The sequence below is a fragment of the Streptomyces anatolicus genome, from assembly GCF_019400875.1.
In the GTDB taxonomy this organism is placed as follows: domain Bacteria; phylum Actinomycetota; class Actinomycetes; order Streptomycetales; family Streptomycetaceae; genus Streptomyces; species Streptomyces anatolicus.
In genome coordinates this window covers 26,707-49,960 of sequence record NZ_WMBF01000006.1, presented here as the reverse complement: position 1 = coordinate 49,960, position 23,254 = coordinate 26,707, and the positions used below count along the sequence as shown (strand labels likewise).

Genomic DNA, 23,254 nt, shown 5'->3' with positions numbered 1-23,254 from the left:
CATGCGCTCCGCCATCACCGTGTACGTCGGCCACTGGATCGCCGGACCGCTCTACCGGCTCCTCGGCATCCGCCGCCCTGGCGACGGCTACAGGGCCATGCAGTACCAGGACCTGCAGAGCCACCGCTGAACATGCGAGAGGGCGTCCTCACAGTCTCCCCAGACCAGGACGCCCCCTAGGTGCTGATCACCGTACCTCCCGCGCACCACAGGAGCACCCACGATGACCACCACCGCCACCCACCTCCGCACCATCGCCCTCCACTGGCAAGACCTCCGCGAAGCCGTCGGTGCCCCCGCGCAGCACGGGGCGTTCGGTCTCGGCCTCCGCGGCTACCTCGCCGCCCTCGACCAGACCGACGCCGACCGGCTGGAGTACGACCGCCACCAGGCCGCCCACCTCCGCTCGCTGGAACGTTCCTCCGATCAGATCGGCGAACGCCCCGCCCCCGTCCGCCTCCACATCCTCGACACGATGCGCGCCGTCGAGACCGCCTTGGTCGAGACCGCCGACCAGACCGCCGCCGTCGTCCAGCGATCCCCGATGACGTACGCGCCGCGCGGGTGGCCGACTGCCGACCGGGCCCGCCGCGACGTCCTCGCGCGGGCGGACGCGCTCGACCCGCGGAGGTGGCGGTACGCCGGGCGCCGCACGGCGCCGTACGCCGCGCTGTGGCTCCTCGCACGCGTCGCCCGCGCGGCCGGCCCGTTCACGGCGCTGCCAGAGCGGGAGGAGCGGCACATCGGCTGCGTGGCCGCGGGCGCAGCCGCGCGTGTGGAGCGGGCCCTCGACATTGCCGTGCAGCGCCGCACCCTGGAGCAGCGCCACGATTGCGGCGGCGCCATCGATGTCCACGGGGGCGAGGGTCGGGCCCCGCTCGCGCATTGCACGGGGTGCGGGCAGATCTGGACCGGGCAAGGCACAGCAGTTCTAGGCTGATTGATCATCTTGAGCGTTAGCTACCCACAGAGCCGCCCCGTTTTTTTGGCTCAACTTCCTGACGACTAGGGCGCCTTACTGCCTAACCAGGCATATTTACGCTCTGCCACTAAAGAGTTGGCGGCGATTTGCCGCCAACGTTGTGCACTGGCAGCGGCGTTGGGCCATGCGTGACGCTACGACTCCCGACTTCCGGACAACCTTGGCTTTTTGGTCTCCGGCAGAGGAGGCCCATGTTCCCTCGTCGAGTAATGAGGGGGCGAGCACTCAGGCAAGAAGGCAACGCCCGATTTCTTGACATGTGTGCCATTGATGGGCTTTTCGCCTTCGAGTTGTGCAAGATCGTCGTTGCTCTATAAAGTCCAGGCCAGGAAATCGGGGTGACTTCCCGAGCCTTGCGAAACATGACATTCAGGGGGGACCCAATGCGCGTATTGAACGGTCAGCGGAGAACTATCGGTGGCGCTGTCGTGGTCGCCACGGCACTTATGGCTACGCTTACGCCGATGGCGTCAGCTGCCCCCGCCGTTAATTCTGGCGGCAATTCCACGGCAAGCAGCACGGAAGACGCAGTCAGGCAGGCCACGCTGAAGCATCTCCTGGCTAAGATCCAGGGCGGGGACGCCTCCCCGCAGGAAATCAACACCCTCAAGCATCTTTATCCGGAGATAGCGAAGACGATCGACGACCCGTCGCGCACAGAGGTCAGCGTCAAGGAAGCAGTAATCACCGAGGACGGGAAGATCGTTTCCCCTGTGACCGGTAAGCCTCTGAGCGCCGCGGAAATTGCAGAGATTGAACCTCCGGCAGACGCCAAGCCGAGCGACCCCTCGGAGGAAGTGGAGACGCCTGAGGAGACCGAAGTGGACCCCGAGGGCGCGGCTGCTAGCGCTTCCGGCACATCTTCCCTTCGCGCTGCCGTCAGCGGGGGCAAGTGGAAGATGACTCACATCACGCACACCCACCGTAGCCTCCTCGGTGATACCATTTTCAAGTACCACACGTACGCGCGATTCAACTACAAGGGCGGCAAGGTGCGCGCCTGGGGCAAGCGGTACGACAGGTTCACCAACGAGGCCGATGTGGTCGACGTCGAAAAGGACCGGTACGAGAACCGGAAGTCCAAGGTGCCGGCCTCCTCCGCTACCTCGATGATGAAGCGTAAGGTGAAGCTTTGCGCCGTCGGCACCATCAGCTGCTACGCCACGCTCTACCCGTGGGCTAAGGTGCAGGTCTTCGGAACCGGCAGGACGAAGATTGCCGGTAGTGGCGCATAAAGCGGGGAAGTCCCTATGATGTCTCTTGTCGCACAAATTCTAGCGATTCTCGCCGTCTTTTTTGCCATACTGATTGCGCTCGGATCCGGGTTCGGAACTGTAGAAATCTGCATCTGGTTCGCAGCTATGGCAGCGGCGATAATTTTCGCCATCAAGCGGCATCGACGGTCGAGTAACTCAAATTCTGACTAGCTTCAGAGGGTTCCTGCCGTCGAGCGTCCTCAGATGATCAGCAGGACGATGGTTGCCCTCCTTGTTACGCAACAGGGAGGGCCACTTTCATTCTTCACTGCACTGCCGGTAGCGCTTACGTCGTGGTGCGAAAAATTACACGGGAACGGGCGTCTGTGGGTAACAGCTGGACCTGCACATCGCGAGTCCGACTATCAGTAACCAATGCGACCCTCGTCGTATGGACGAGCCCGTGCGGTGCTTCCGCTCCCAAGATCGCGGCCCCCTTGGGCTTTCCACGGTCAGAAAGCAGTTGGGCCCGTACGGGAAGTACTCCGTCGTCGGATACCGCTGCCCCGCGCCTGCGCCCAGGCCAGATATAGCCGCAGCGGCGTGACCTACGCCACTCGCCGTATGGTTCTGCGGCCCAGACACCCGCCCGCCACCGCGCCACCATTAACCGCATGGATGCCCTCCCCGAGCTGTACGCGGTGCAGCACCTCCAAATCCTCGCCACTGAATCAGGAGGCGAACACCTCTACCGGGAGTTCCTTGTCCGGCGGGCCGCCGTCCTCGACCGTTTCGCGGACAAGCCACAGCCTCCCGAGTGGGCCATCGACCAGATCGCCTACGCCGACAGCTACGCCCGCGACCTCCTTGCCTACGACCTCATGCACGGCAGCACCCGCGGACCGCTCCCGGCCGGCGCCCCCTGCTGGACGCAGAACCCGCGCGGCTACGCCCGCCAGGAGCACCGGGCCTGGATCGTCGACCACGACGTTTAAACCCGGTGCCTCAGTCCAGCGTTCCCGCGCGGTAGACAATGAGCAGCCCGCCGAGCGCGGCGTAGACGATCCAGCACCGCCCCCGCAGCACGGCGTCGGCCGCCGTCATCGGCCCGGCGCCGTGCTCGCGCTCGTCGGCCACGGAGTCGATGAGCGCGAGCACCTCCTCATGCACGGCATCCGGCATCGCGGACATTGCCGCATCGGCTACGCGCGTGAGATCCACCCTCGTCATGCCGCCCCCCTCGTGATCGCAGGAGCAGCACGGTAGAGCCTGCTGCCTGAAAGTGCGTGCCCCTGTGGATAACTGCGGGGACATGACCCGGGGATGCGGGCCGGGCCTCATCTCTGATCAGGAGAAGACGACCGAGCGCACCTTCAGGCGTTCCGAACCGCCGCCCGTGTGGGGTCGCAGGGAGAAGAAGACATCGCCCTCACAGTCGGCGTTCAGAAAGACCACGGCCGTGGCGTCCGTCCGATTCTTCGGGGAGTGCCCAGGGGGCAGATCGTCGGAGCCGACGCCGTGGAGGTTGATGCACTGCCCGCTCGGCGGGTTGTTGAGGAAACCAACCGCCTCGTAGCCCTCCTCAGTCAGGTAGGTGTAACGGAACTGCCCGTCGGCAGCGCTGGCTGAAGTAGGGGCCGCCAGGACCAGTGCGAGAGCTCCGAGAGCGGCGGTGGCAGAACGACGAAGGTGCATGAAGCGAGCTCCTGGGAAGAGGCGTTAGGGACGCCTGAGTCTGTCCGCGCCCAACCTGCCGTTACACGCAGTCGACCTGGGAAAACGATTCGCTGTAACCCGTTCGGCCGAATGAAGGGCGTCCCCGCTCGTCACACCTCTCGGCTGCCGTGCTCGCCGGCCATCGTCCACTCCTCCGGGCTGCCGCCCCGCCACTCGATCAGCGACGAGCGGACCACGTCCATCTCGTCCCAGCCCTGGAGCCCCGCCTCCTGGAGGAACGCAACGACGTCCCGTACCGAGTACGCGCGCCCGAGGATCGTGCCATCGACGCGGACGCGCCGCCCACCGTCGCCGTCGGGCGGGTAGATCACTACGGGCACGGTGGAGGCCATGACGCCAGCGTGCAGGGCCACAGGGTGCGGCGCACGCCGGGCTACTCCAGCACGCCGAGCTCGGTGTCCGGCCGACAATGCGTGCACGCCCGGATTTCTTCCGCCAGCGCCCGGCGCGCCTCATCCCGTGAAATCGGCCGGCGCTTCTTGCCCGCGGCGTAGCAGTCGCCCCGGTGCACCTCGATGGGCGGGCTGCCCTGGCCGATCCCGAGTTCGATGATCCAGTCCGGCGTCGGCGGTCGGGCTTGCTCGCCCTGGCGCTTCTCGGCCTGTCGCCGTTCCTCGTCCGCGATCCACTTGCGCGTGCGCGCGAGGTCCCGCTCCTGCACGCGCTCCAGGAAGCGCAGCAGGTCGAGGCGGGAAAGCGGAGCGGAGTCGTTCACACGTTCGAGTGTACGGACGTCGGTCGCGGAGGCCTACGACCGCCAGGTCGATCGGGCCTGACCACTCACGCGGGTGACACAACCGCCATACGCGGCACGTCGCCGGGCCCGTCTCGCTACGAAGGACGCGACATTCGCGCTCCCCAAGGAGACCAGTGCCCGCCTTTACTCGCGCCGCAGTCCTGCTCGCCACCGTTGCAGCCCTCACCTCTCCCGCAGCCGCCCACGCCACCCCCACCCAAGCCCCGGAGCCCGGCAAGACCGTCGTGCGCCCCCTCCAGACCGCGCTCAAAGCCCTCTCCATCAAGGACGAGGACCGCAGCGGTTACCAGCGCACGAGCTTCAAGCACTGGGTCGACGCCGACAAGGACGGCTGCTCAACACGCAACGAAGTCCTGCTCGACGAAGCACTCACCGCACCCGACCAGGGCCCGAAGTGCAAACTCACCGGGGGCCGCTGGTACTCCGAGTACGACGACCAGTACATCGAAGGCCCCTCCGGCCTCGACATCGACCACCGCATTCCACTCGCCGAGGCATGGGACTCCGGAGCCAAGAACTGGTCCGCGGCCGAGCGCCAGGAGTACGCCAACGACCTCGGCGACAGCCGGGCGTTGATCGCCGTCACCGCGAAATCCAACCGGAGCAAGGCCGACCAGGACCCCTCCACGTGGATGCCGCCGGCCGAGGGCAACCGGTGCGAGTACATCGCCCAGTGGGTCGCCATCAAGACCCGCTGGAAGCTGGCCATCGACCCGAGCGAGGAGGCGGCGCTCGCGGAGAACGTGACGCGGTGCCCGAACGTGCCGGTCAAGGTGCAGCTCGCCCGATAGACGCCCCGCACTCGAAAAGCCCCTGCCTCGATGGAAGGTAGGGGCCTTTGTGCGTGCGGCTACAGCCGCCACTCCTCGCGGTAGCCGGGCCGGTCCGCGTACGCGCTCGCGAGGCTCTTCAGCACCGGTTCCATCACCACGAGCGCCACCTTCGCCGGGCCGTTCACCATGAAGTCGGGAGACGTCGCCTCCTCGATGCGCGCCTGCGCCATCGCGAGCACCTGCCGCTTGGCGCCGATCTCGCGCAGCACCCGCGCCGGATTGTGGGCGGCTACGTGCAGGCAGTCCTCACGGGCGCGGTGCGAATCGGTGTACGCGACCGGCCAGTGCTTGCCGCCATCACCCACCACGCCCTCATCGCGGACCCGCCAGGGCCCCGGCGTAGCCGCTCGCGCGATCCGCTCGTCCTCGTCGAGCTGCTCTCCGCACCACTGCACGAGATCATCCACCGCTACGCCTCCGGTTCCGTCCTCTTGAGGTCCGTGCGCTCGCCCGGCCGCAGCTCCCGCGCTTTGTAGTACGCGCGCGCCTCGGCTAGGTCCCAGAAGTCACGAGTACTGCCTGGCTTCCGGCGTGCGCCGGGGAAGTCGGGGTCCTTCAGACGCAGGGCGTGCAGCCACTGCCGCGTGACCCCCAGCTCGGCGGCGAGCTGCGAGAGGTTCAACAGTCTGCCCTCCTCGTCATCGACCTGCGGCTTTTCCGGCTCCGGTACGTCCGGCATGGGGTCCATCCTGCCCAACCTTGTTGACACTGTAAAGCAGGTTCCCTAGCTTGGAGCCTGCACCACTGCAAAACCCCCGGCCCGGCGCTGGAACGCCATATGGGCCGGGGGCGCCCACCCTCACTCTGACGAAAGGGCAGGCAATGCCCGAGACTATCGATCTCCCCCAGGCCGATGAAGCCCTCCGCCGCGTCCTAGCAGAGCCATCCCTCGCCGCGCAGATCCTCCTCGTCACCGCCCGCCTCCTCGGCGAGAGCACCGACACCCTCGGCATGCACCAGCTTGACCGGCGGCTGACCACTGCCATCGACGCCATCTGCGGCGCCCTCCCCGAAGCCGTACGGACCGACGCCGCCACCCGCGCCCGGTCCGCGCTCCCACCCCTCACCTCCATCAGCTGCGGCCGGTACGCCGCTCACCTCCGCGCCGCCGCGAGGGAGCTGTGATGGGTTACGAGGGCCCCACCTGCCAGGGCTGCGGCGGGCAAGGCGGCTACCCCGAAACCACACCGACACCCGGAGGCGGGCAGATCACCGTCTTCCGCCGCTGCGAGACGTGCGCCGGACGGGGGACGCAGTGATGGAACGTCTCCTCTACGGCCTCGGCATCCTCGCCAGCCTCGCGTCCGGCGTGTTCGCCGTCGTCTGGATGACCACCCGCTGAGCCAACCGACCGCCGGGCCTTGCACCACCCCCGCCGCGAGGCCCGGCCCTCACTTTCCACGGAGACGCCACCGTGACAGCAGACCAGCTCACCGAGTGGGCGGTCGCCAACCCCTGGCCGGCCGCCATCCTGGCCACAGCCGCGCTCGGTACCACCGCCCTCACCACGCGGGGAGTCGTACGCGCCGTACGCGCGGTTCGCTTCCCGCCCGCGGCCGTACTCGTCGCCGCCGCCGGGGCCCTCGTGTGCACCACGTACTCTGCCGACGCCTCCTGGCGGTTCGCCGAACACCGCCTCGGCATGAGCAACTTCAGCGAGCGCGCCGTCATGTTCGCCGCCGCCGAACTCGCCCTCCTCGCCTGTGCCGTCATGGCCCGCGCCAACAAGGCCGCGACCGCCACCGACGACAAGGCCGGCACGCCGGGCGTCCCGGGCATCCTCATGTGGGTCATCACCGCGGTCCTCGTCATCCCCTGCTACGCCGAGTCCGGCCTCGTCGGCGGCACCGTCCGCGCCGTCATCGGACCCGTGATGGCCGGTCTGCTCTGGCACCTCGCGATGGGCCTGGAGATCCGTCTCGTCCGCCCGGAGGCGCTCTCCACGGGGTTGCCCGCGATGATCGGCCGGGAGCTGCGCGAGCGGCTGCTGTCGCACCTGGGGATGGCGACGCGGAACCGTACCGCGGAGCAGATCACCCGCGACCGCGCGACCGCGCGCGCCGTACGTCTCGGTGCGCGCCGCTGGCTCGGCCCGTGGGGCAGGGCCCGGCTCGCTGCCGCGCTGGCCCGCTCGGGGGCGGCAACCGACGGCGAGCAGCGCCACGCCCTGATGCAGCAGCTCGCCGGGCGGCGCAGCGCGAGCGAGCTGCGGACCGTACCCGTCATCTCCCCGTGGGTACAGCAGCCCGTACCCGAGGTGTACCCGCGTACCCCGCTCGGGGTGACCGGCGAGCAGCTGCGGCGGATGGATCCGATCGAGGCGATCCTCCTCGTGCACCGCGCGCACCCGGAGGCAGGTCCGGCCGAACTCGCCGTGCTGTGCACCGAGTACGGCGTACCCGTCTCCGAGGCTCAGGCGGGTCTGGCCCTGCGCGCGGACCGGTGGGGCATCCCCGACACCATCGCGCCGCCCGCGCTGGAGAGCCCCGGACCGGGCCCCGTACCTGAGTCCGTACTCGACGACGTACCCGAGCCTCCACCAGCCCAGACGCTCACGTTCGACCTCGCGGACATGCCCGAGGTACACCCCGAGGTACGCGCACCCGAACTCGTACTCGCCGCCGAGCACACCCGTACCGAGGTACACGCACGCGTACCCGACGAGCCCATGCCTGAGCCGATCGAGGACCCCTGCGAGGCCAGCTCGCAGGCTCCCCGCAGCACTGCTGTACCTGCGGATCTCCTCGCCCGCGCCCGCGTACTCGACGCCGAGTACAGGCGTACCCACGACGGCCGCCCCGCCTCGATCCGCGCTCTGAAATCCGGACTCCACATCGGCCAGCCGCGCGCCGAGCAGGTACGCGACGCCCTCACCGAGAGGCCCACCCCATGACCGGCATCGGCGGGTTGATCCTCGCCCTCGTCTGCTTCACCCCCGTCGGCCTCGCCGCGGGCATCGCCATCGCCACACGAGGCGGCCGTGAGCCGCACTGGCTCGTGCCCCTCGTACGCGTCACCGCGGTCACCGTCGCCGCGTTCTGCTTCCTCCTCGCCGCCGTCCACCAGCTCACCGAGGCCCTCCTGCCATGACCGACAAGCCGCCGCCCATCACCCCGACGCGGATCATCCCCGCCAGCGCACCACTGCCCGACCGGCCGCCGCAGCCCGGCGAGGTCCCGCCCTGGCGCACCCCACCACCGCCTCCCGCCCCACCGGCCGCGCCCATGCCGCCGCCTCCGCTGTTCCCGCCGCCCCCGGCGCCCGGCGTGATCGAGGTGCGGACCACCTACGTGCTGCTGCCGGTCGAGCCCGAGCCGTCCCGTTGGCAGTGGCTGGTGGACTGGCTGCGGCCCTGGCAGTCCCTCGTCGCCGCGGGGATCGCTCTGCTGCCGGTGTCTGACGGGTACAGCCTGGCGACCGGGTGGGGTGCCGTGTTGCACGACGCCCGCAGCACCGAGTCCACCGGCGCCGCGTACGCCCTCGCAGGCGTCGCGCTCGGCGTGGCGCTGCTCCTCGACCGCACCGAGCGTTTCCTGCCCCGCATCCTCCTCGTCACCGCCGTCGTCGGCGGCCTCGGCGTCATGGACTGGTACGACCCGGTCACCGCCGTCACGGGGGTGACCCGATGACCGGCCGCACCGGACTGACCCTCGCCGGACTCGCCATCGTCCTCGTCGTGCTGTGGGCCAACCTGCGGCCGTGGTGGCGCGGAGACCGTGACCCCGCCAAGCTCAAATCTTTCGGTACCGGATCCCTGCTCGGCGCCCTGGCGACCATGTGCGGTGGCGGCGTCCTCGGCTGGCTCGCCGGATGCGCCCCCACCCTCGCGAACAACGGCGGCGGCAAGGGCGTGCAAGGCGTCACCGGCCAGACGCCGCAGGCCACCGTCACACAAGGCGCTCTCGGCCAGCTCACACCCGAGGGTGCCGTGATCGTCTTCCTGGTCTTCTGCGGCACGATCTTCGCCTACCGCTCCGCGGGCAAGGACGAGCGCAAGCGCATGGTTGGCGGGATCTTCTGCGGCGTCTGCCTGTGCCTGACCGCAGGCGTCGCCTCCGCCCTCAACTGGGTGCCCGACCTGGTCAACCAGGGCGGAACCGTCCTCGTCGACGGCATCGAAGGGGCGGGCCTGCTGTGATCAGCCGTCTCCTCGCCCGTCTCCCCGCACAGACCTGGATGTACGAGGGCAGCCTCCTCATCCTGCGACGCCGCACCGACGCCCTCACCCGCTGGGTGCGCGCCGGCCGCCGCGAGGACCTCACTGGCTGGCAGGCCGCCCTCGGCCCGCTCGCCCGCCTGCTCCTCCTCGGGTTGCTCGCCTACGTGCTGTGGGCGATCGTGCGGGCCCTGCCGTGGCTGCTCTGGCTCCTCGGCGCACTGTGGCTGCACGCTGCTCGCAGAGCTGCCCGCACCCGCCCCGCTGACCCCACCGAGGCTCCCCCGGAGGCACCGTCAGGGGACGCCTCTGTGGCTCCCTCCGGGGAGGCCCTCCGCGCCCTGCTCCTGGAGCTGATGGAGGGCGGCTCCGCGGTGCACCTCCGCACGGTCCTGGCACACCTCCAGCAACACCCCGAAACGGCCGCCCTGACGGCCCGCTGGAGGATCGCTGATCTGCGCGCCCGTCTGGAGGCTCAGGACATCCCCGTGCACCCCAAGGTCAAGGCGCGCGGCGGGGGGCCCACGCGGGGCGTCCGGCGTGAGGATCTGGCCCCTTCCCCGGCTGGGCCCCAGGAGGCGTCTATCGCCCCGTCTACCGCCGTCTGACCTGCATGTCTACCGAGCCATCTACCGCCATCTACCCGCCCATCTACCCGACGTCTACCGCGAATGGATCGCCGATGACCATGCCCACCCACCCGCAGACCGCCGAGGCCCTCGACGCCACCATCCGCGCCATGGAAGCCAACCCGGCCCTCGACCCGGACGCAGCCGCGCGCCTCGCCGTCCACGGAGACGCCAACTGGCAGATGCCGTACGGCGACACCACCGACTCCCTGCTCTACGAGTCAGTCGCCGACGCCATCGCCCACGACCACGCCCCGCACCTCGACACCGACCGTCGGCCCCTCGCGCAGGAGCTGAGCCCGACCGACGGGCTCCGTGCCGCTCGCGCAGCGGCCGCGCGCCTGCACTCCTATCGCTGAGAAAGGACCGCTCATGAACCGCTACGACTGCATGACGAGCAACGACATCAAGGCCGAGCTGGAACGACTCAGCGCACACAAGGAACGCGCGGACCTGTCCGAAGCCGAGCGCGACGCCGCGCACTGGGCCATCGACAAGGGGCTGGAAGAGCTGCGCAAGCGCGACGACCTCTGACCACACCAAGCCCCGGGGCGGCCCCCCGCCTGGCAGCTGACGGCCGCCCCGGTCTCCCATCCCGATCACACGAGACAGGAGCACCACCATGCCACTGCCCAAGGACATGCCCACCCGCGACCCGAGCCGCGTACCCGACTCGGACAAGCACGCTACCGACTACCGCGGCTCGCAGGGTGGTTGGGTGAAGGACTCGGACAAACCGATCCCCGGCACGCCGAAGCAGTGACACCCTGAACCCGGGCCCCGCCGTGCACCCCCCGACGCGGCGGGGCCCTCCCTTGTGTCACGAAGCAGACACTTCACCTTCGCGAGCACCACATAAGGCCGCATCATGCGCAGACACCGCACAACCGCAGGGGGGACCCATGAGCAACACCATGCCGCCACCACCGCCCGCGTTCCCGCCGCCTCCGCCGGCGAAGAAGCGCAACACCAACGCGGTCATCATCGGCTCGGCAGCCGCCGTCATCGCGGCCGTGGTCGCCACCGGCATCGTCGTCGTCAACAGCCGCGATGACGGGCGGCCGGACACCACCAGCGCCCAGGAGTCCGCCACGACGGACGACGTGACCACGACCGACGAGGACGGTGAACCGGCCGAGGATCCGGCGCCGGAGGACACCGGCTCGGACACGCTGGGCCTGACCGACACCGTCGCCTACGACAACGACGTCGAGGTCAGCCTGGCGAAGTTCTCGCGCGGCACATCGAGCGTGACCGCCGCACCGGAGAACACTCCATACCTGAAGTTCGAGGTCCGCGTGAAGAACGGGTCGAAGTCGACGGTCGACACGACGGCGCTCTCCGTGAACTGCGCGTACGGCGAGGAGGGGAAGGAGGGCGACCTCGTCATCGACACGGAGCGCGGCCTGAACGGGGGGCCGTCGACGCGGCTTCTCGCCGGCCGTTCGCTCACGGTGGAGTGGGCGTGCGCGATTCCGAAGTCGGAGAGGTCAGTACAAATCGAGGTGTCGCCGGACTTTGAGACGGAGACGGCAATCTTTACGGGTGAAGTGAAGTAACAGGCCAGCCGATGTGGCCCCGCCGGAACAACCCGGCGGGGCCTTCGTCATTCGGCCGGACCCTGAGCCGGCCTGTCGTCCGCTGGCGGGCACACGGCGAGAACGGCCTGCTCGACCACTCCTCTCGCCCGACGATCAGCCCGGCCCGCACCGCGGAGGACACCTAAGCGATGCTCTAACGCTGAGGCCCTGAGGCCCTGAGGCCCTGCGGCCCCGTGACGCGGCGGGGCTACCCGTCGCGCGAGCACTGACGTATGTCACGGCCGTTGGCCGGGTAGACAGGCCGCATGGAGTCGCGGACGGTCGCGCATCACCAAATCACCCGCCGTCGGGTGTTCTTCTTCCTCCTGCTGCTAACTGCCCTTGCAGGAGTAATGGTCTTCCTCAGCGTCCGCCCTAGCGCGAAGCCGGAACCCCGTCCCAGACCCACCGAAGGTGTCAGGCACTACGAGGGCGAAGCCTGCGCCCGGACGGGCGAGCGGTTCACTGACGGGGAGGGTAAAGAGTGGATCTGTACGATTCGCTGATCGCAGGCTCCAGAGCGTCTCTTCGCGGGATGCCACTACGTCCGTAGTTGCGCCTGAAGCGATCTTCCCGCACACTGAGCCGCAGATCCGGCATGCCCGGAAACAACAGGCCCGCCCAGTGCGGGCCTTTTTCGTGCCCGCAGGAGGTGACGCCATGGCCGTACGCCGGGACATGCGCAAGGTCACCGACGCCGAACGCGCCGAAATCATCCGCCTGCACGGTGAAGGCAAGGGCCGCAACGAAATCGCCCGCCTCATCGGCCGCGCACAGCGCACCGTGTCGATCATCTGCGGCGAAGAGGGCCTCGTCTTCGACGTCACCATGACTGAAGAGGCCACCCGCCACCGCGTCGCCCAACTCGCCGACCGCCGCGCCATGCTCGCCGAGGCCCTCCAGGACGACGCCGAGCGACTCACCGAGCAGCTGTGGCAGCCCGCAAAGGTCTTCAATATCGGCGGCAAGGACAACACCTACGCCGAGCACGACGTAGACGAGCCGCCCGCGGACGCGAAGAAGAACCTCATGGCGTCGGCCGGCATCGCCATCGAGAAGTCCCTGAAGCTCGTCCCGCCGGAGCGTGAGGACACCGAGGGCCTGGCCGCGGTCGACCAGTGGCTGAGGGGAATGATCGGCGGCTAGGGGGCGGCGATGTTCAAGCCCCTGGCCGGGAAGTCCTTGCGCGCGACGCAGTTGGCGGCCGCGCGCGGGAACCTGTGGGAGGGCGCGGTCCGCTCGGGCAAGACGATCGGCTCGATCATGGTGTGGCTGCGGTACATCCGCACCGGCCCGCCGGGCGCGCTGCTCATGGTCGGCAAGACCGAGCGGACGCTGAAGCGCAACATCATCGACGTCATCGAGCAGATGGTCGGCAAGAAGCGCTGCGTCTACCGCGCGGGCGCCGGTGAAGTGGTGATCTTCGGCCGCACCATCTACGTGGCGGGGGCGAACGACGAGAAGGCCGTCGACAAGATCAAGGGCCTCACGCTCGCGGGCGCGTACTGCGACGAGCTGACGACGTACCCCGAAACGTTCTTCCAGATGCTAGAGACGCGTCTGAGCGTGGCAGGCGCGCAGTGGTTCGCCACGACCAACCCCGAGGGCCCGAACCACTGGCTGAAGAAGCAGTACCTCGACCGGGCCCGCCTGCACCTGCGCCGTGACGGGACGCTCGTGGAGACGCAGGACCCGGACGCGCTCGACCTGGCCCGGTTCTCGTTCACGCTGGACGATAACCCCTCACTGCCGGCGGACTACGTGGCCTCGCTGCGGCGGTCCCATCAGGGCCTGTTCTTCCGCCGGTACATCCTCGGCGAGTGGTGCCTGGCCGAGGGCGTGATCTACGACGCGTTCGACGAGGCGAAGCACGTCGTCGACCTGGTGCCGGACATCGCCCGGTGGATGTGCGTGGGCCTGGACTACGGCACCGTGAACCCCTTCTCCGCCCTGCTCATCGGGATCGGTACCGACGACCGGCTGTACGTGGCCAGCGAGTACCGGCACGACTCACGGATCGCACGCAGGCAGCTCACCGACGCGCAGTACAGCGTGGGCGTGCGCCGCTGGCTGGCGTCGTACGAGCACCGCGGCACGAAGGGCGTACAGCCGTCCTGGATCTTCGTGGACCCGTCGGCGGCGAGCTTCATGACGCAGCTGTGGGCGGACGGCATGCCCGGTGTGGCGAAGGCGAACAACGACGTGAAGGACGGCATCCGGTCGGTCTCCACGGCGTTCGGCGAGGACGTCCTGTCCATCCACCGCTCGTGCACGGGCCTGCTCCAGGAGCTGCCCTCGTACGTGTGGGACGAGAAAGCGTCCGCAAAGGGCATCGACCAGCCGCTGAAGGTCGACGACCACTCGGCGGACGCACTGCGGTACGGGCTGCACAGCTCGGCACACGAGTGGCGGCACCTGCTGCCGGTGACATCCCTGGAGGTAGCGGCCTGATGCCCGCTGAGATCACGTTCCCCGTCTACATGCGTGTCGGCGAGCAGCCCGAGTTCCGTCTCGGTGAGTTCACCGTCGACCTGGCGACCGGCATCGGCTCACTCACCTACGGGCGCCCTGAGTTGGCCGCGATGATGCGTGCCGCCGCCGACGAGATCACGAACCCGAGCCACGCAGACGAGGAGGTGCCCGATGCCGCTCCCTGACAAGGGCATCGCCTGGCCGCCCGTCCACCCTGCGGTGCGGGCCGACATGGCGGACTGGTCGGCCTGGCTCGCAGCGAACCCCGACCGGCTCGCCTACCGCTACCTCAACCGGCACCGCGACAACGCCCGCTTCGGGCCCGCGAACCGGCCGAGCCAGTACCGCGGGGGTGTCGTCGGCCGCGTGAGCCGCTGGTTCTGGGGCGAGCCGACACCGCTCGGCGAGAAGCGCGCCAACCTCCTCATGCCGCTCGCTCGGGACATCGCCCGCACCTCTTCCGACCTCCTGTACTCCGAGCCACCCTCCCTGAAGGTCGAGCACTCGACCACTCAAGAGGCCCTCGAAGAGCTCCTGAATACCGGCTTCAAGCGCACCCTGATCGCCGCGGGTGAGACCGGAGCAGCCCTCGGCGGTTCGTACCTCCGGACCGTGTGGGACACCGACATCAGCCCCATGCCCTGGATCGGCCGTGTCAGGGCAGACGCAGCCGTCCCCGAGTTCGCCCACGGCGAGAAGCTCCGCGCGGTCACCTTCTGGACGGTCCTGGAAGCCGACGGCCAGACGGTTGTCCGCCACCTGGAGCGCCACGAGCCGGGCTTCATCCTGCACGGCGTCTACGAAGGCACCGAGGACAACCTCGGCAAGCCGCGCGCGCTCACCGACTTCGCAGCAACGAAAGATCTTCTCCCCGTTCGGCAGCTCCCGCCCGGCATGGAGAAGCGCATCCTCGCCGCGTACATCCCAAACACCATGGACGCGCCCGACTGGGAGGACATCCCCGGCGCTGCCGGACTCGGTACGAGCGATTTCCAGGGCGCGGAGACGTTCCTGTCGGCGATCGACGAGACGTACACCTCGTGGATGCGGGACGTCCGCCTGGCCCGGTCCCGGATCATCGTCCCGTCGGGCTACCTCCAGTCCAACGGGCCCGGGGCCGGGGCCCTGTGGGAGGACCGCGAGGTCTACGCGGCGATGAACATCCCGCCGACCGAACGGCAGGAGATCACCCTCAATCAGTTCGCGATCCGGCACGAGGAGCACCGCGCCACGATCGAGGAGCTGACAGGCAAAGTCATCCGCAATGCCGGGTACAGCGGCAACACCTTCGGCGACGACTCCGATGGGGCCGCGGTGACGGCCACGGAGATCAAGGCGCGGGCCGCGCGGAGTATGAGCACCCGGGCCCGTAAGAGCGAGCTCGCGGTGCCCGGCATCGCGGACATCGCCGAGTCGTGGCTCATGCTCCTCGCCTCGGGCATGTTCCCGGGTGCGCCGGCCGTCGAAGTCGCCCGGCCTGATGTCGAGTTCCAGGACTCGGTGCAGGACGACATCAAAACCCTCGCCGAGACAGCCGAGCTGCTGCGCCGTGCCGAGGCCGCGTCCACACAGACCCTCGTGGCGCTCACCCGGCCGGACCTCGACGAGACCGCGCAGCGCCAGGAGGTCGACCGGATCCTGAAGGAGTCCGGCCGCGCCGTCAACGATCCGGCGAAGACCGGAGCAGAGGGAGGCGGTCATGCCGGTTTCCCCAGCGATGGCGGAGGACCTGGCGAGTGAGGTCGCTCGGCTCTACGAGGATGCCGAGGGTGCCCTTCTGGAGCGCCTGGCGAAGGCCTTGGAGGCTGACCTCGAATCGCCGCGGTGGGCGGAGCTGAAGCTCGCCGCGATCGGTGATCTCCGTACGGCCGTCGAGACTGTCGCCGAGGCGCTTCAGGCCGACACGGACGGCAAGGTCCGCGAGGCCTTGATCACCGCCTACAACCGCGGCCGTCAGGCGGCCGTCGCCGAACTCGGCGCGCTCGACATCGGGCGCGAGCTGGTCGCTCGCCGCACGCTGCCGAATGCACCGGCCGCGGATCGGCTCGCCGCCTCCCTCGCGCAGGACACGCGCCCGCTGTACGTACGCATCAGCCGCGCGATCACGGACGCGTTCCGCTCGATCGTGGGCCGCGTGTCCGGCGGGGTGCTCCTCGGTGGGATGACGCGACGCCAGGCGAGTCAGCGGGCGCTCGATCAGTTTGCCGCGAAGGGCCTCACCGGCTTTGTCGACAAAGCGGGCCGGTCTTGGAGCATGGCGTCGTACGCGGAGATGGCCGTCCGGTCTGTGACCGCGCGAGCGGCGATCGAGGGGCACACGGACGCCCTCGCGGAGATCGGCGTGGGTCTGGTCATCGTCTCCGACGCGCCGCTGGAGTGCCCGCTGTGCGCGCAGTGGGAGGGCGAGGTGCTGGAGCTGGCCGGTGAGGCGGGCCCGCACACGGTCGTGGCCGAGCACACGGTGCAGCCTGGCGGTCTGTTCACGCCGAAGCGGACGGTCGTGGTGCACGTGGCCGGGTCGCTCGTTGAAGCCCGCTCGAAGGGCCTGTTCCACCCGAATTGCCGCCACTCACTCGCCGCGTACCTGCCTGGGGTGACGACGCGGCCGCCGCATCACGCGACGCCCGGCACGACGTACGAGGACACACAGCGCCAGCGGGAGATCGAGCGACACATCCGCCGCTGGAAGCGCGTCCAGTCCGCGGCGATGGACGACGACGCCCGCCGCAAGGCCGGAGTGAAGGTCCGGGAGTGGCAGAAGGCCATGCGTGAGCACGTGGCCGCGCACGAGGACCTGCGACGCAAGCCTCAGCGAGAGCAGATCAGCGCTGCGCGTTAGCCATGGGAGACGGCCCGGCACCCACCAGGTCGAGTTCCCAAAGCCGGTCGTCGATGAGTGCGGCCCCCGTGATGTGGGCGGTGCCGGTTCCGCCCTCCGGAAGACCGACCTTCACCGGGCCTGGCCTCTCCAGCCACTCCGGGGTGACCTCCGATGCCTCGCTCCTGGCGACGCTTGCTGTCCCCTCCCAGCTCTTGATGACCCCGTCTCCTTCCTGGTCCGCCTGTTCGCGGAGGGAGGCCTGGGCGAAGCGGATGCCGCCGATCACGGCGGGGCCGTCGTACCGGCTGAGGCTGAACGTGATCTGAGACATGTTCCCAGTGTGGCCACTCCTTGCTGTCGTAGCGAGCGCCCGCTGAACCACAGACCTACAGCCGCCTGGTGCGGCTGGGGAAACCGATCCGCCGGGTGCGGGTCACTCCTGAAGGCCCCGCCAGGCGCGGGCCACTGCACATCACGGGTCCGCCTGGTGCGGCCCACCCTCATGCCCGCCAGGCGCGGGTGACTCATGCCCTGGAGGGCGTATGCGACGCAAGACCCTGCCCCGACTCGCGGGCTCCGGCTGGGCCCACCCCTACGGCACCGGCCCTTTCTCCCCGTTCCTGTACGCGGACGGAGGGGACGGCGACGGCTCCGGATCCAGCAACGGCGACGGGGACGGCTCGGGAGGTGACGGCGACTCCGGCGACGGGGACGGCGGCGGCTCGGGAGACGGCTCCGGCAAGGACACCGGCCAGGGCAAGAGCGGCAAGGGCGGCGACGACCTGGCGGCCACGGTCAAGAGGCTGGAGAAGGAGCTCGCCTACGCCCGCGGTGAGGCCGGCAAGGCCCGCACCGCAGCGAAGCAGCAGGCCGCGGACGACGCGGTCAAGGAGCTCACCCAGCAGCTCGGTAAGGCTCTCGGGTTCGTGAAGGACGACGACACCCCGCCGGACCCGAAGGCGCTCGCCGAGGCCATCGCGCAGAAGGACACCACGATCTCCGAGAAGGAATCGGCACTCCGCGCGAAGGACGTCGAGCTCGCCGTGTGGGCGCGCGCCGACAAGCTTCAGGCCCGCGCGGGTGCACTGCTCGACTCGCGCTCGTTCGTCTCCACGCTGGCCGAGCTCGACCCCTCCGAGAAGGGCTTCACGACCGCCCTCGACAGCGCGATCAAGGACGCGGTCAAGGACAACCCCGCCTTCGCGGTGCAGACCGCCGGGAAGTCCGGCGGTGATCTCTCCGGCGCCACCGGCGAAGCCGGCGCGAAGAAGCGCGGCGGCTCGCTCTCCGGGGCGATCGCGAACCACTACCAGACCTGACACCACCAGGAGTAACCCATGCCCGTGACGCTCGCTCAGGCGCAGCTCAACACTCAGGCGGACATCGACTTCGCCGTCATCGACAACCTCCGCCGCAACAGCTGGCTGTTCAACAACTTCGTCTGGGACGACACCGCGACCCCGGGCACGGGCGACAGCTCCCTGACCTACGGCTACACCCGGCTCCTCGCCCCGTCGAGCGTGTCGTTCCGCCGGTTCAACGAGGAGTACGTGCCCAACCAGGCGACCCGCGAGCGCAAGAGCGTGGAACTCCATCCGCTGGGTGGCGCGTTCACGGTCGACCGGAAGCTGGCCCGGCTCGGTCCGGCCGCCTCGAACGAGATCAGCTTCCAGCTCGCGCAGAAGCTCACCTCGATGCGCACCCGCTTCCAGCAGGAACTCATCCTCGGCGACACCGCCGTGGACGACGCCGGGTTCGACGGTCTCGACAAGGCCCTGACGGGCCAGTCCACGGAGTACCTGCCGCTCGCCGAAGGCGTCGCGACCGGCTACCTCGACTGGTCGCCGACCACGGTCAACAGCGAGGACATCGCCATGAGCGCGTTCGACGCGTTCGACGACTTCCTGTCGCGGATCATGGGCTCGCAGACCGGATCGGGTGACACCGGCGCGGACGGCTCCGTGCCGCCCGGAGTGAAGGCGATCCTCGGCAACACCAAGTCCATCGCCCGCATCAAGGCCCTGGCCCGGCGCGCGTCCCAGTTCACGTCGGAGCGCAACGACCTCGGTGTCCTCGTCGAGCGCTACGGCGACTGGGCCCTCGTCGACCTCGGCGACCGCGCCGACGGTTCCGCCCCGATCATCCCGATCCGGTCGGCGGACACCGACGGTGGCGGCGCGGGCGGCACCATCACCGGCCTGACCGACATCTACGCCGTCAGCCTCGGTCTGGACACCTTCCACGGCGCCTCGATGGCGAACGCGCAGCTCGTCGAGACCTACCTGCCCGACTTCACCCAGCCCGGCGCGGTCAAGTCCGGCGAGGTCGAGATGGGCCCGGTTGCGGCTGTCCTGCGCAACACGAAGTCCTGCGGTGTCCTGCGCAACGTGAAGGTGCGGTGATCAGCATGAACAGGTTCCGGATCGAGGCCCCCGTCCGCAGCTACACCGGCGAGTCCGTCGGCGTCTCCTTCAACAAGGGGACCGGCTTCGTGGACGACTCCACGAAGGAAGGCCGCGCAGCGATCGAGTACTTCCGCCGGCAGGCCTACGGCATCTTCCCCGCTGACGAGGCCACCGAGGAGGACACCGAAGCCACCTCGAATCCCGAGGCTGACGAGGCGCTGACCAACCTCGGCCACGGCTCCGCGCCGTCGGTCGGCTTCGGGATCGGCACGCCGGAGCAGCAGCCGCCGGTGACGCCGGTCGACTTCGACCCGTCGAAGCGCAGCCAGGACGAGGTGATCGCCTACCTCGACATCGCGGACGACGACGAGGTGCAGCGCGTCAAGGCTGCCGAGGCCGCGGGCAAGAACCGGCGGCAGATCGCCGCCTACGAGCGCAAGACCACCCCCGAGCCGCAGAAGAGCGGGGACGACACGAAGGGACAGTCGGCATGACGCTCCTCGGCACGTTCAAGGGCAACCCCCGCAACGACCTCGGCTGGCTCAACTCCGCCGGCCGCCCGGACCCGGACGTCACCTTCCACCGGGCGAACCTGCCCCGAGTGGGTCTGGACGACGTCCCCGCCGCGGCGACCGGCGTCATGTGCTCCGTCGCGATCTATCTGCAGGACGGAGACCTGGTCTCCAACCTGACGTTCATCAGCGCGGGTACCGCCGGTGGCACGCTGACGAACCAGATCGCCGCGCTCTACAACGGCGCCGGTGCGCTGATGGCGCAGTCCGCGGACAAGACGTCCGAGGCGTGGGCGGCGGACACGGCGAAGGTGTTCGCGCTGGCGGCGGCGCAGCGCATCACCAAGTCGGGCATCTACTACGCGGCGCTCGCGGTGGCCGCCTCGACCGTGCCTACGCTGGTCGGCTCGCTCGGAGCGAAGCCAGCGCTGGCGGGTGAGGGGAACCTGGCCCAGACGTCGGGCTCCGGCATCGGCGCAACGGCCCCGGCGACGATCGTGACGCCCGCCTACAAGCGGCACGTGCCGCTCGTCATCGCGACCTGATCGGAGATCGTGATGCCTGTATCGAGTGCGCTGTCGATGGCAGCGACGATCGGCCAGACCAAGGCCCTGGATCTCACCACGGTGTCGGACCCGCTGCAGTTCCGGCGGGCCGTGACCCTCACGGACGGCACCACAGCGGGCAAGGCCGACCGGGTGTTCCACGACCGGCGCACGCTCGCGGCGTCGGGCACGGAGGATCTCGACCTGGCGGGGGTGCTCCTCGACGCGTTCGGCGCGGCGATCACCTTCGCCCGGATCAAGGGCATCTACATCAGCACGGCCGCCGCGAACACGAACAACGTGATCGTCGGGGCAGCCTCGGCGACCCAGTGGGCGACCCTGCTGAACGCGACCGGCACGGTGACTCTGCGGCCGGGTGCGACGTTCGGGGCGATGGCGGGGCAGGCGGACGCCACGGCGTACGCGGTCACTGCGGGGACTGGGGACCTGCTGAAGGTCGCCAACTCCGGGGCGGGATCGAGCGTCACGTACGACATCGTCATCGTCGGCGCGAGCGCGTAGGAGGCCGCTGTGGGCAGGGTGTACGCCACGACCGCGGAGTTGGAGGCGTTCACCGGGCAGCCCGCCCCGGCGAACGTCGCCAGGCTGCTGGCACGGGCCTCGCGGCTCGTGTCGGCCGCCACGAAGGCAGCGCTGTACGACACCGATCCGGCGGGATACCCGACCGACACCGACATCCGGGCGGCGTTCCGGGACGCGACCTGCGCGCAGGTTGGGGAGTGGGCGAAGCGGGACGCGGCCGGATCCGACGAGAGCGACGACGTCGTGTCGGGCCCGTGGACATCTGTGAGCGCGGGCGGGTTGTCGTTCTCCCGGCAGTCGGCGCCGACTGCCACGGCCGAGGACACGGAGTTGGTCCCGGAGGCGCTGGAGATTCTCGCCGAGCTGGACCTGTGCCAGGTGGTGTGGTCGACGTGAGGTTCCCGCGCTTCCTGCAACGGCACGCGGTCATGGTGGAGCCGTACCTCGGCGTCTCCTCTGTCGGGGACGTGTTCGGCCCCGCTGTCGAGGTGCGGGGCCTGCTGGAGCAGAAGACCCGGCTCGTCCGGAGCCCGGCGGGCGAGGAGGTTACCTCGTCCTCGACTCTCCGGGCGCCGCTGGAGACGGTGGCGCCCGCCAAGAGCCGCGTGCGGCTCCCAGACGGCAGGCGTACGACGGTGATCGCGGCCGTGCGGCAGGACGGCGGCGGCCTGCCGGTACCGGATCACCTGGAGGTGCAGCTCCAGTGACGCAGTACGTACGGCTGGACTGGCGCGGCCAGCGCCTGTGGACCGCGCGCGGCCGGCGCCTGGCGTCGGAGGGCCTGCAACGGGCCCTGGAGCATGGCCTCGGCGTCTCCAACTCCCGCGTGCCGCTGGAGGAGGGCACCCTCGAACGGTCCGGCCGGGTCGATGTGGACGGGCTGAACGGCGCGATCAGCTACGACACGGTGTACGCGGTGCGCCAGCACGAAGAGCTGACCTGGAAGCACTTGCCAGGCAGGCAGGCGAAGTACCTGGAGTCGGCGATGAACGACGAGCGTGAGGTCATGCTCCAGTTGATGGCCGTGACCCTGCGGCGCTTCTTCCGTGGCGGCTGATCCGGATTGGCGTTCTCTGACCTGACCGGGCCTCATGAGCTGGCCGTAGGCTCACGCGATGAACTGGTCATCGCTGCTCAGTACCGGGGTCGGAGCGCTCATCGGCGTCAGCGCCACACTGGCCGCAGAGTGGACGCGTTGGAAGCGAAACCGCCACGACAACGACCAGGCCATCAAGCGCCAGACGTACGCGGAATACCTGGCAGCGCTGTCTCGTACTCGAAACGAATTGCGAATGGCCGCCTGGGCCCCTGCTATGCCTCGTGAGGAGCGAGCACGGCTCGCACAGGAGGCGTTCAAGGCCGGCGGGGCCTACGAGTTGCGATACCAGGTGGCGCTTCTGGCTCCTGAAATGGTGGATCAGGCGTCCATTGCGGCGTTCCGGACCCTTCGTGATCTGCGGGACGTCGTGGAGGCGGGAGTGGTACGCACCGAGGAGCCGTACATCGAACTGCGGGTTCGGTGGGACGATCTCTTCGCTGAGCTCCGTAGACAGATGCGCGCAGACCTTCAGCAGTAACTGCTGCTGCCGCACCTTCGCCTTCTCCAAGCCCTCGCCCCCGGCGGGGGCTTTCTCATGCCCGGAGGCTGCCTGTGGGGCACACCAGCTCAATCCTCGACGGACTTGCCGAGCTCCTCGACAGTGCTGGCCTCGGCGTGTACCGGCCCGCCGGGGTGTACGCGGACGACGAGACCGCGATCTTCCTGCACCGCATGCCTGAAGGCCCGGATCGGGCGTACGCGATCACCCCGTACCCGGTCGAGGACACCGGCCAGACCGACGTCACCGACGGCCTGCAGATCCGCATGCGGGCGGGCCCGGACCCGCGCGAGGTCCTCGACATGGCCGACGCCGTCCGCGACCTCCTGCACATGCGCGAGAACACGCTCGTCGGCGGTGTCCGGCTCTCGCTGATCTGGCGGCAGTCACAGGCCCCGATGGGCCAGGACGAGCACGGCCGCGAAGAGCTGACCAGCAACTACTACGCCCGCTCGAACCGGCCGGGCCCCCACGTGTACGAGTAGAAG

General features: G+C 69.3%; 37 protein-coding genes. 30 read left to right on the top strand and 7 right to left on the bottom strand.

The window, feature by feature from the left end; genetic code table 11:
* The first annotated feature begins 1 nt into the window (after window position 1).
* The 4 genes from GKQ77_RS33145 to GKQ77_RS01795 all read left to right on the top strand — a co-directional run bounded on the left by GKQ77_RS33145 (window position 2) and on the right by GKQ77_RS01795 (window position 3,173).
* The gene (locus GKQ77_RS33145; protein ID WP_258020698.1) at window positions 2-130 is read left to right on the top strand and encodes a hypothetical protein; all 129 of its coding nucleotides are present in this window, start codon (window positions 2-4) and stop codon (window positions 128-130) included.
* Window positions 131-223: 93 nt separating this feature from the next.
* Entirely contained in the window at window positions 224-940 is a 717-nt protein-coding gene (locus GKQ77_RS01805) for a hypothetical protein (protein ID WP_219686804.1), read from the top strand.
* Between the two features lie 506 nt (window positions 941-1,446).
* Window positions 1,447-2,217 carry a hypothetical protein gene (locus tag GKQ77_RS01800; protein ID WP_219686803.1) on the top strand — a complete coding sequence of 257 codons (771 nt, stop codon included), beginning with the start codon at window positions 1,447-1,449 and terminating at the stop codon, window positions 2,215-2,217.
* 635 nt (window positions 2,218-2,852) lie between these two features.
* Complete coding sequence (locus tag GKQ77_RS01795; protein WP_219686802.1) at window positions 2,853-3,173, top strand: hypothetical protein; 321 nt, start codon at window positions 2,853-2,855, stop codon at window positions 3,171-3,173.
* Between the two features lie 10 nt (window positions 3,174-3,183).
* On the opposite strand, the gene GKQ77_RS01790 is transcribed toward GKQ77_RS01795, so the two are convergent.
* From GKQ77_RS01790 to GKQ77_RS01775, 4 genes are all read right to left on the bottom strand, one after another.
* Window positions 3,184-3,408, bottom strand: coding sequence for a hypothetical protein (locus GKQ77_RS01790; protein ID WP_219686801.1), 225 nt, complete (start codon window positions 3,406-3,408; stop codon window positions 3,184-3,186).
* A 117-nt stretch (window positions 3,409-3,525) separates the two neighbouring features.
* The gene (locus GKQ77_RS01785; RefSeq protein ID WP_219686800.1) at window positions 3,526-3,873 is read right to left on the bottom strand and encodes a hypothetical protein; all 348 of its coding nucleotides are present in this window, start codon (window positions 3,871-3,873) and stop codon (window positions 3,526-3,528) included.
* Between the two features lie 131 nt (window positions 3,874-4,004).
* The gene (locus tag GKQ77_RS01780; protein ID WP_219686799.1) at window positions 4,005-4,247 is read right to left on the bottom strand and encodes a hypothetical protein; all 243 of its coding nucleotides are present in this window, start codon (window positions 4,245-4,247) and stop codon (window positions 4,005-4,007) included.
* A 41-nt stretch (window positions 4,248-4,288) separates the two neighbouring features.
* A complete protein-coding gene (locus GKQ77_RS01775) occupies window positions 4,289-4,630 on the bottom strand; it encodes a DUF6233 domain-containing protein (protein WP_219686798.1) in 342 nt (113 codons plus the stop codon).
* Between the two features lie 155 nt (window positions 4,631-4,785).
* On the opposite strand from GKQ77_RS01775, the gene GKQ77_RS01770 reads away from it, so the two are divergent.
* Window positions 4,786-5,463 (top strand): HNH endonuclease family protein, encoded by a 678-nt coding sequence (locus GKQ77_RS01770; RefSeq protein ID WP_219686797.1) that lies wholly within the window; start codon window positions 4,786-4,788, stop codon window positions 5,461-5,463.
* Between the two features lie 59 nt (window positions 5,464-5,522).
* Here the strand turns inward: GKQ77_RS01770 and GKQ77_RS01765 are convergent, their stop codons facing one another.
* Window positions 5,523-5,912, bottom strand: coding sequence for a DUF6221 family protein (locus GKQ77_RS01765; RefSeq protein WP_219686796.1), 390 nt, complete (start codon window positions 5,910-5,912; stop codon window positions 5,523-5,525).
* Between the two features lie 2 nt (window positions 5,913-5,914).
* Window positions 5,915-6,184 (bottom strand): helix-turn-helix transcriptional regulator, encoded by a 270-nt coding sequence (locus GKQ77_RS01760; RefSeq protein ID WP_219686795.1) that lies wholly within the window; start codon window positions 6,182-6,184, stop codon window positions 5,915-5,917.
* A 143-nt stretch (window positions 6,185-6,327) separates the two neighbouring features.
* On the opposite strand from GKQ77_RS01760, the gene GKQ77_RS01755 reads away from it, so the two are divergent.
* The 15 genes from GKQ77_RS01755 (at window position 6,328) to GKQ77_RS01680 (ending at window position 17,181) form a co-directional block, all read left to right on the top strand.
* Window positions 6,328-6,630, top strand: a complete 303-nt coding sequence (locus GKQ77_RS01755; protein ID WP_219686794.1) for a hypothetical protein — start codon at window positions 6,328-6,330, stop codon at window positions 6,628-6,630.
* A gap of 289 nt (window positions 6,631-6,919) precedes the next feature.
* Window positions 6,920-8,398, top strand: a complete 1,479-nt coding sequence (locus GKQ77_RS01750; protein ID WP_219686793.1) for a hypothetical protein — start codon at window positions 6,920-6,922, stop codon at window positions 8,396-8,398.
* Window positions 8,395-8,595: a hypothetical protein gene (locus GKQ77_RS01745; protein WP_219686792.1), complete on the top strand. Its 201-nt coding sequence runs from the start codon at window positions 8,395-8,397 to the stop codon at window positions 8,593-8,595. Before GKQ77_RS01750 ends, GKQ77_RS01745 begins: the two co-directional genes overlap by 4 nt.
* Window positions 8,592-9,134: a hypothetical protein gene (locus GKQ77_RS01740; protein ID WP_219686791.1), complete on the top strand. Its 543-nt coding sequence runs from the start codon at window positions 8,592-8,594 to the stop codon at window positions 9,132-9,134. The genes GKQ77_RS01745 and GKQ77_RS01740 overlap by 4 nt, the downstream gene beginning before the upstream one ends.
* Window positions 9,131-9,643 carry a hypothetical protein gene (locus GKQ77_RS01735; protein WP_219686790.1) on the top strand — a complete coding sequence of 171 codons (513 nt, stop codon included), beginning with the start codon at window positions 9,131-9,133 and terminating at the stop codon, window positions 9,641-9,643. Before GKQ77_RS01740 ends, GKQ77_RS01735 begins: the two co-directional genes overlap by 4 nt.
* Window positions 9,640-10,269 (top strand): hypothetical protein, encoded by a 630-nt coding sequence (locus tag GKQ77_RS01730; RefSeq protein ID WP_219686789.1) that lies wholly within the window; start codon window positions 9,640-9,642, stop codon window positions 10,267-10,269. Before GKQ77_RS01735 ends, GKQ77_RS01730 begins: the two co-directional genes overlap by 4 nt.
* A 74-nt stretch (window positions 10,270-10,343) precedes the next feature.
* On the top strand, window positions 10,344-10,649 hold the full coding sequence (locus tag GKQ77_RS01725; protein ID WP_219686788.1) for a hypothetical protein: 306 nt from the start codon (window positions 10,344-10,346) through the stop codon (window positions 10,647-10,649).
* 13 nt (window positions 10,650-10,662) lie between these two features.
* A complete protein-coding gene (locus GKQ77_RS01720; protein ID WP_219686787.1) occupies window positions 10,663-10,824 on the top strand; it encodes a hypothetical protein in 162 nt (53 codons plus the stop codon).
* Between the two features lie 88 nt (window positions 10,825-10,912).
* The gene (locus tag GKQ77_RS01715) at window positions 10,913-11,053 is read left to right on the top strand and encodes a hypothetical protein (RefSeq protein ID WP_219686786.1); all 141 of its coding nucleotides are present in this window, start codon (window positions 10,913-10,915) and stop codon (window positions 11,051-11,053) included.
* Window positions 11,054-11,192: 139 nt separating this feature from the next.
* Window positions 11,193-11,849 (top strand): hypothetical protein, encoded by a 657-nt coding sequence (locus GKQ77_RS01710; protein ID WP_219686825.1) that lies wholly within the window; start codon window positions 11,193-11,195, stop codon window positions 11,847-11,849.
* Between the two features lie 681 nt (window positions 11,850-12,530).
* Window positions 12,531-13,016, top strand: coding sequence for a helix-turn-helix domain-containing protein (locus GKQ77_RS01700; RefSeq protein ID WP_258020697.1), 486 nt, complete (start codon window positions 12,531-12,533; stop codon window positions 13,014-13,016).
* A gap of 9 nt (window positions 13,017-13,025) precedes the next feature.
* Window positions 13,026-14,321, top strand: a complete 1,296-nt coding sequence (locus tag GKQ77_RS01695; RefSeq protein WP_219686784.1) for a PBSX family phage terminase large subunit — start codon at window positions 13,026-13,028, stop codon at window positions 14,319-14,321.
* Window positions 14,321-14,527, top strand: a complete 207-nt coding sequence (locus GKQ77_RS01690) for a hypothetical protein (protein ID WP_219686783.1) — start codon at window positions 14,321-14,323, stop codon at window positions 14,525-14,527. The genes GKQ77_RS01695 and GKQ77_RS01690 overlap by 1 nt, the downstream gene beginning before the upstream one ends.
* Window positions 14,514-16,082, top strand: a complete 1,569-nt coding sequence (locus tag GKQ77_RS01685) for a capsid protein (protein ID WP_219686782.1) — start codon at window positions 14,514-14,516, stop codon at window positions 16,080-16,082. Before GKQ77_RS01690 ends, GKQ77_RS01685 begins: the two co-directional genes overlap by 14 nt.
* Window positions 16,042-17,181, top strand: coding sequence for a phage minor capsid protein (locus GKQ77_RS01680; protein WP_219686781.1), 1,140 nt, complete (start codon window positions 16,042-16,044; stop codon window positions 17,179-17,181). Before GKQ77_RS01685 ends, GKQ77_RS01680 begins: the two co-directional genes overlap by 41 nt.
* Here the strand turns inward: GKQ77_RS01680 and GKQ77_RS01675 are convergent.
* Window positions 17,165-17,494 carry a hypothetical protein gene (locus GKQ77_RS01675; protein WP_219686780.1) on the bottom strand — a complete coding sequence of 110 codons (330 nt, stop codon included), beginning with the start codon at window positions 17,492-17,494 and terminating at the stop codon, window positions 17,165-17,167. The two genes, GKQ77_RS01680 and GKQ77_RS01675, sit on opposite strands and share 17 nt — an antisense overlap.
* A 211-nt stretch (window positions 17,495-17,705) precedes the next feature.
* Here GKQ77_RS01675 and GKQ77_RS01670 point away from each other — a divergent pair, with 211 nt between their 5' ends.
* The 10 genes from GKQ77_RS01670 (at window position 17,706) to GKQ77_RS01625 (ending at window position 23,251) form a co-directional block, all read left to right on the top strand.
* Window positions 17,706-18,482: a hypothetical protein gene (locus tag GKQ77_RS01670; RefSeq protein ID WP_219686779.1), complete on the top strand. Its 777-nt coding sequence runs from the start codon at window positions 17,706-17,708 to the stop codon at window positions 18,480-18,482.
* An 18-nt stretch (window positions 18,483-18,500) separates the two neighbouring features.
* Window positions 18,501-19,565: a major capsid protein gene (locus GKQ77_RS01665; protein ID WP_219686778.1), complete on the top strand. Its 1,065-nt coding sequence runs from the start codon at window positions 18,501-18,503 to the stop codon at window positions 19,563-19,565.
* A 5-nt stretch (window positions 19,566-19,570) separates the two neighbouring features.
* Window positions 19,571-20,062 (top strand): hypothetical protein, encoded by a 492-nt coding sequence (locus GKQ77_RS01660; RefSeq protein ID WP_219686777.1) that lies wholly within the window; start codon window positions 19,571-19,573, stop codon window positions 20,060-20,062.
* Window positions 20,059-20,625 carry a hypothetical protein gene (locus GKQ77_RS01655; protein WP_219686776.1) on the top strand — a complete coding sequence of 189 codons (567 nt, stop codon included), beginning with the start codon at window positions 20,059-20,061 and terminating at the stop codon, window positions 20,623-20,625. The genes GKQ77_RS01660 and GKQ77_RS01655 overlap by 4 nt, the downstream gene beginning before the upstream one ends.
* A 12-nt stretch (window positions 20,626-20,637) precedes the next feature.
* Window positions 20,638-21,147, top strand: coding sequence for a hypothetical protein (locus GKQ77_RS01650; protein ID WP_219686775.1), 510 nt, complete (start codon window positions 20,638-20,640; stop codon window positions 21,145-21,147).
* 9 nt (window positions 21,148-21,156) lie between these two features.
* Window positions 21,157-21,564 (top strand): hypothetical protein, encoded by a 408-nt coding sequence (locus GKQ77_RS01645; protein WP_219686774.1) that lies wholly within the window; start codon window positions 21,157-21,159, stop codon window positions 21,562-21,564.
* Entirely contained in the window at window positions 21,561-21,875 is a 315-nt protein-coding gene (locus GKQ77_RS01640) for a hypothetical protein (protein WP_308117515.1), read from the top strand. Before GKQ77_RS01645 ends, GKQ77_RS01640 begins: the two co-directional genes overlap by 4 nt.
* Window positions 21,872-22,225 carry a hypothetical protein gene (locus GKQ77_RS01635; protein WP_308117514.1) on the top strand — a complete coding sequence of 118 codons (354 nt, stop codon included), beginning with the start codon at window positions 21,872-21,874 and terminating at the stop codon, window positions 22,223-22,225. The genes GKQ77_RS01640 and GKQ77_RS01635 overlap by 4 nt, the downstream gene beginning before the upstream one ends.
* A 58-nt stretch (window positions 22,226-22,283) precedes the next feature.
* Window positions 22,284-22,745 (top strand): hypothetical protein, encoded by a 462-nt coding sequence (locus tag GKQ77_RS01630; RefSeq protein ID WP_219686773.1) that lies wholly within the window; start codon window positions 22,284-22,286, stop codon window positions 22,743-22,745.
* Window positions 22,746-22,819: 74 nt separating this feature from the next.
* Complete coding sequence (locus GKQ77_RS01625) at window positions 22,820-23,251, top strand: minor capsid protein (protein WP_308117513.1); 432 nt, start codon at window positions 22,820-22,822, stop codon at window positions 23,249-23,251.
* Window positions 23,252-23,254: the final 3 nt, after the last annotated feature.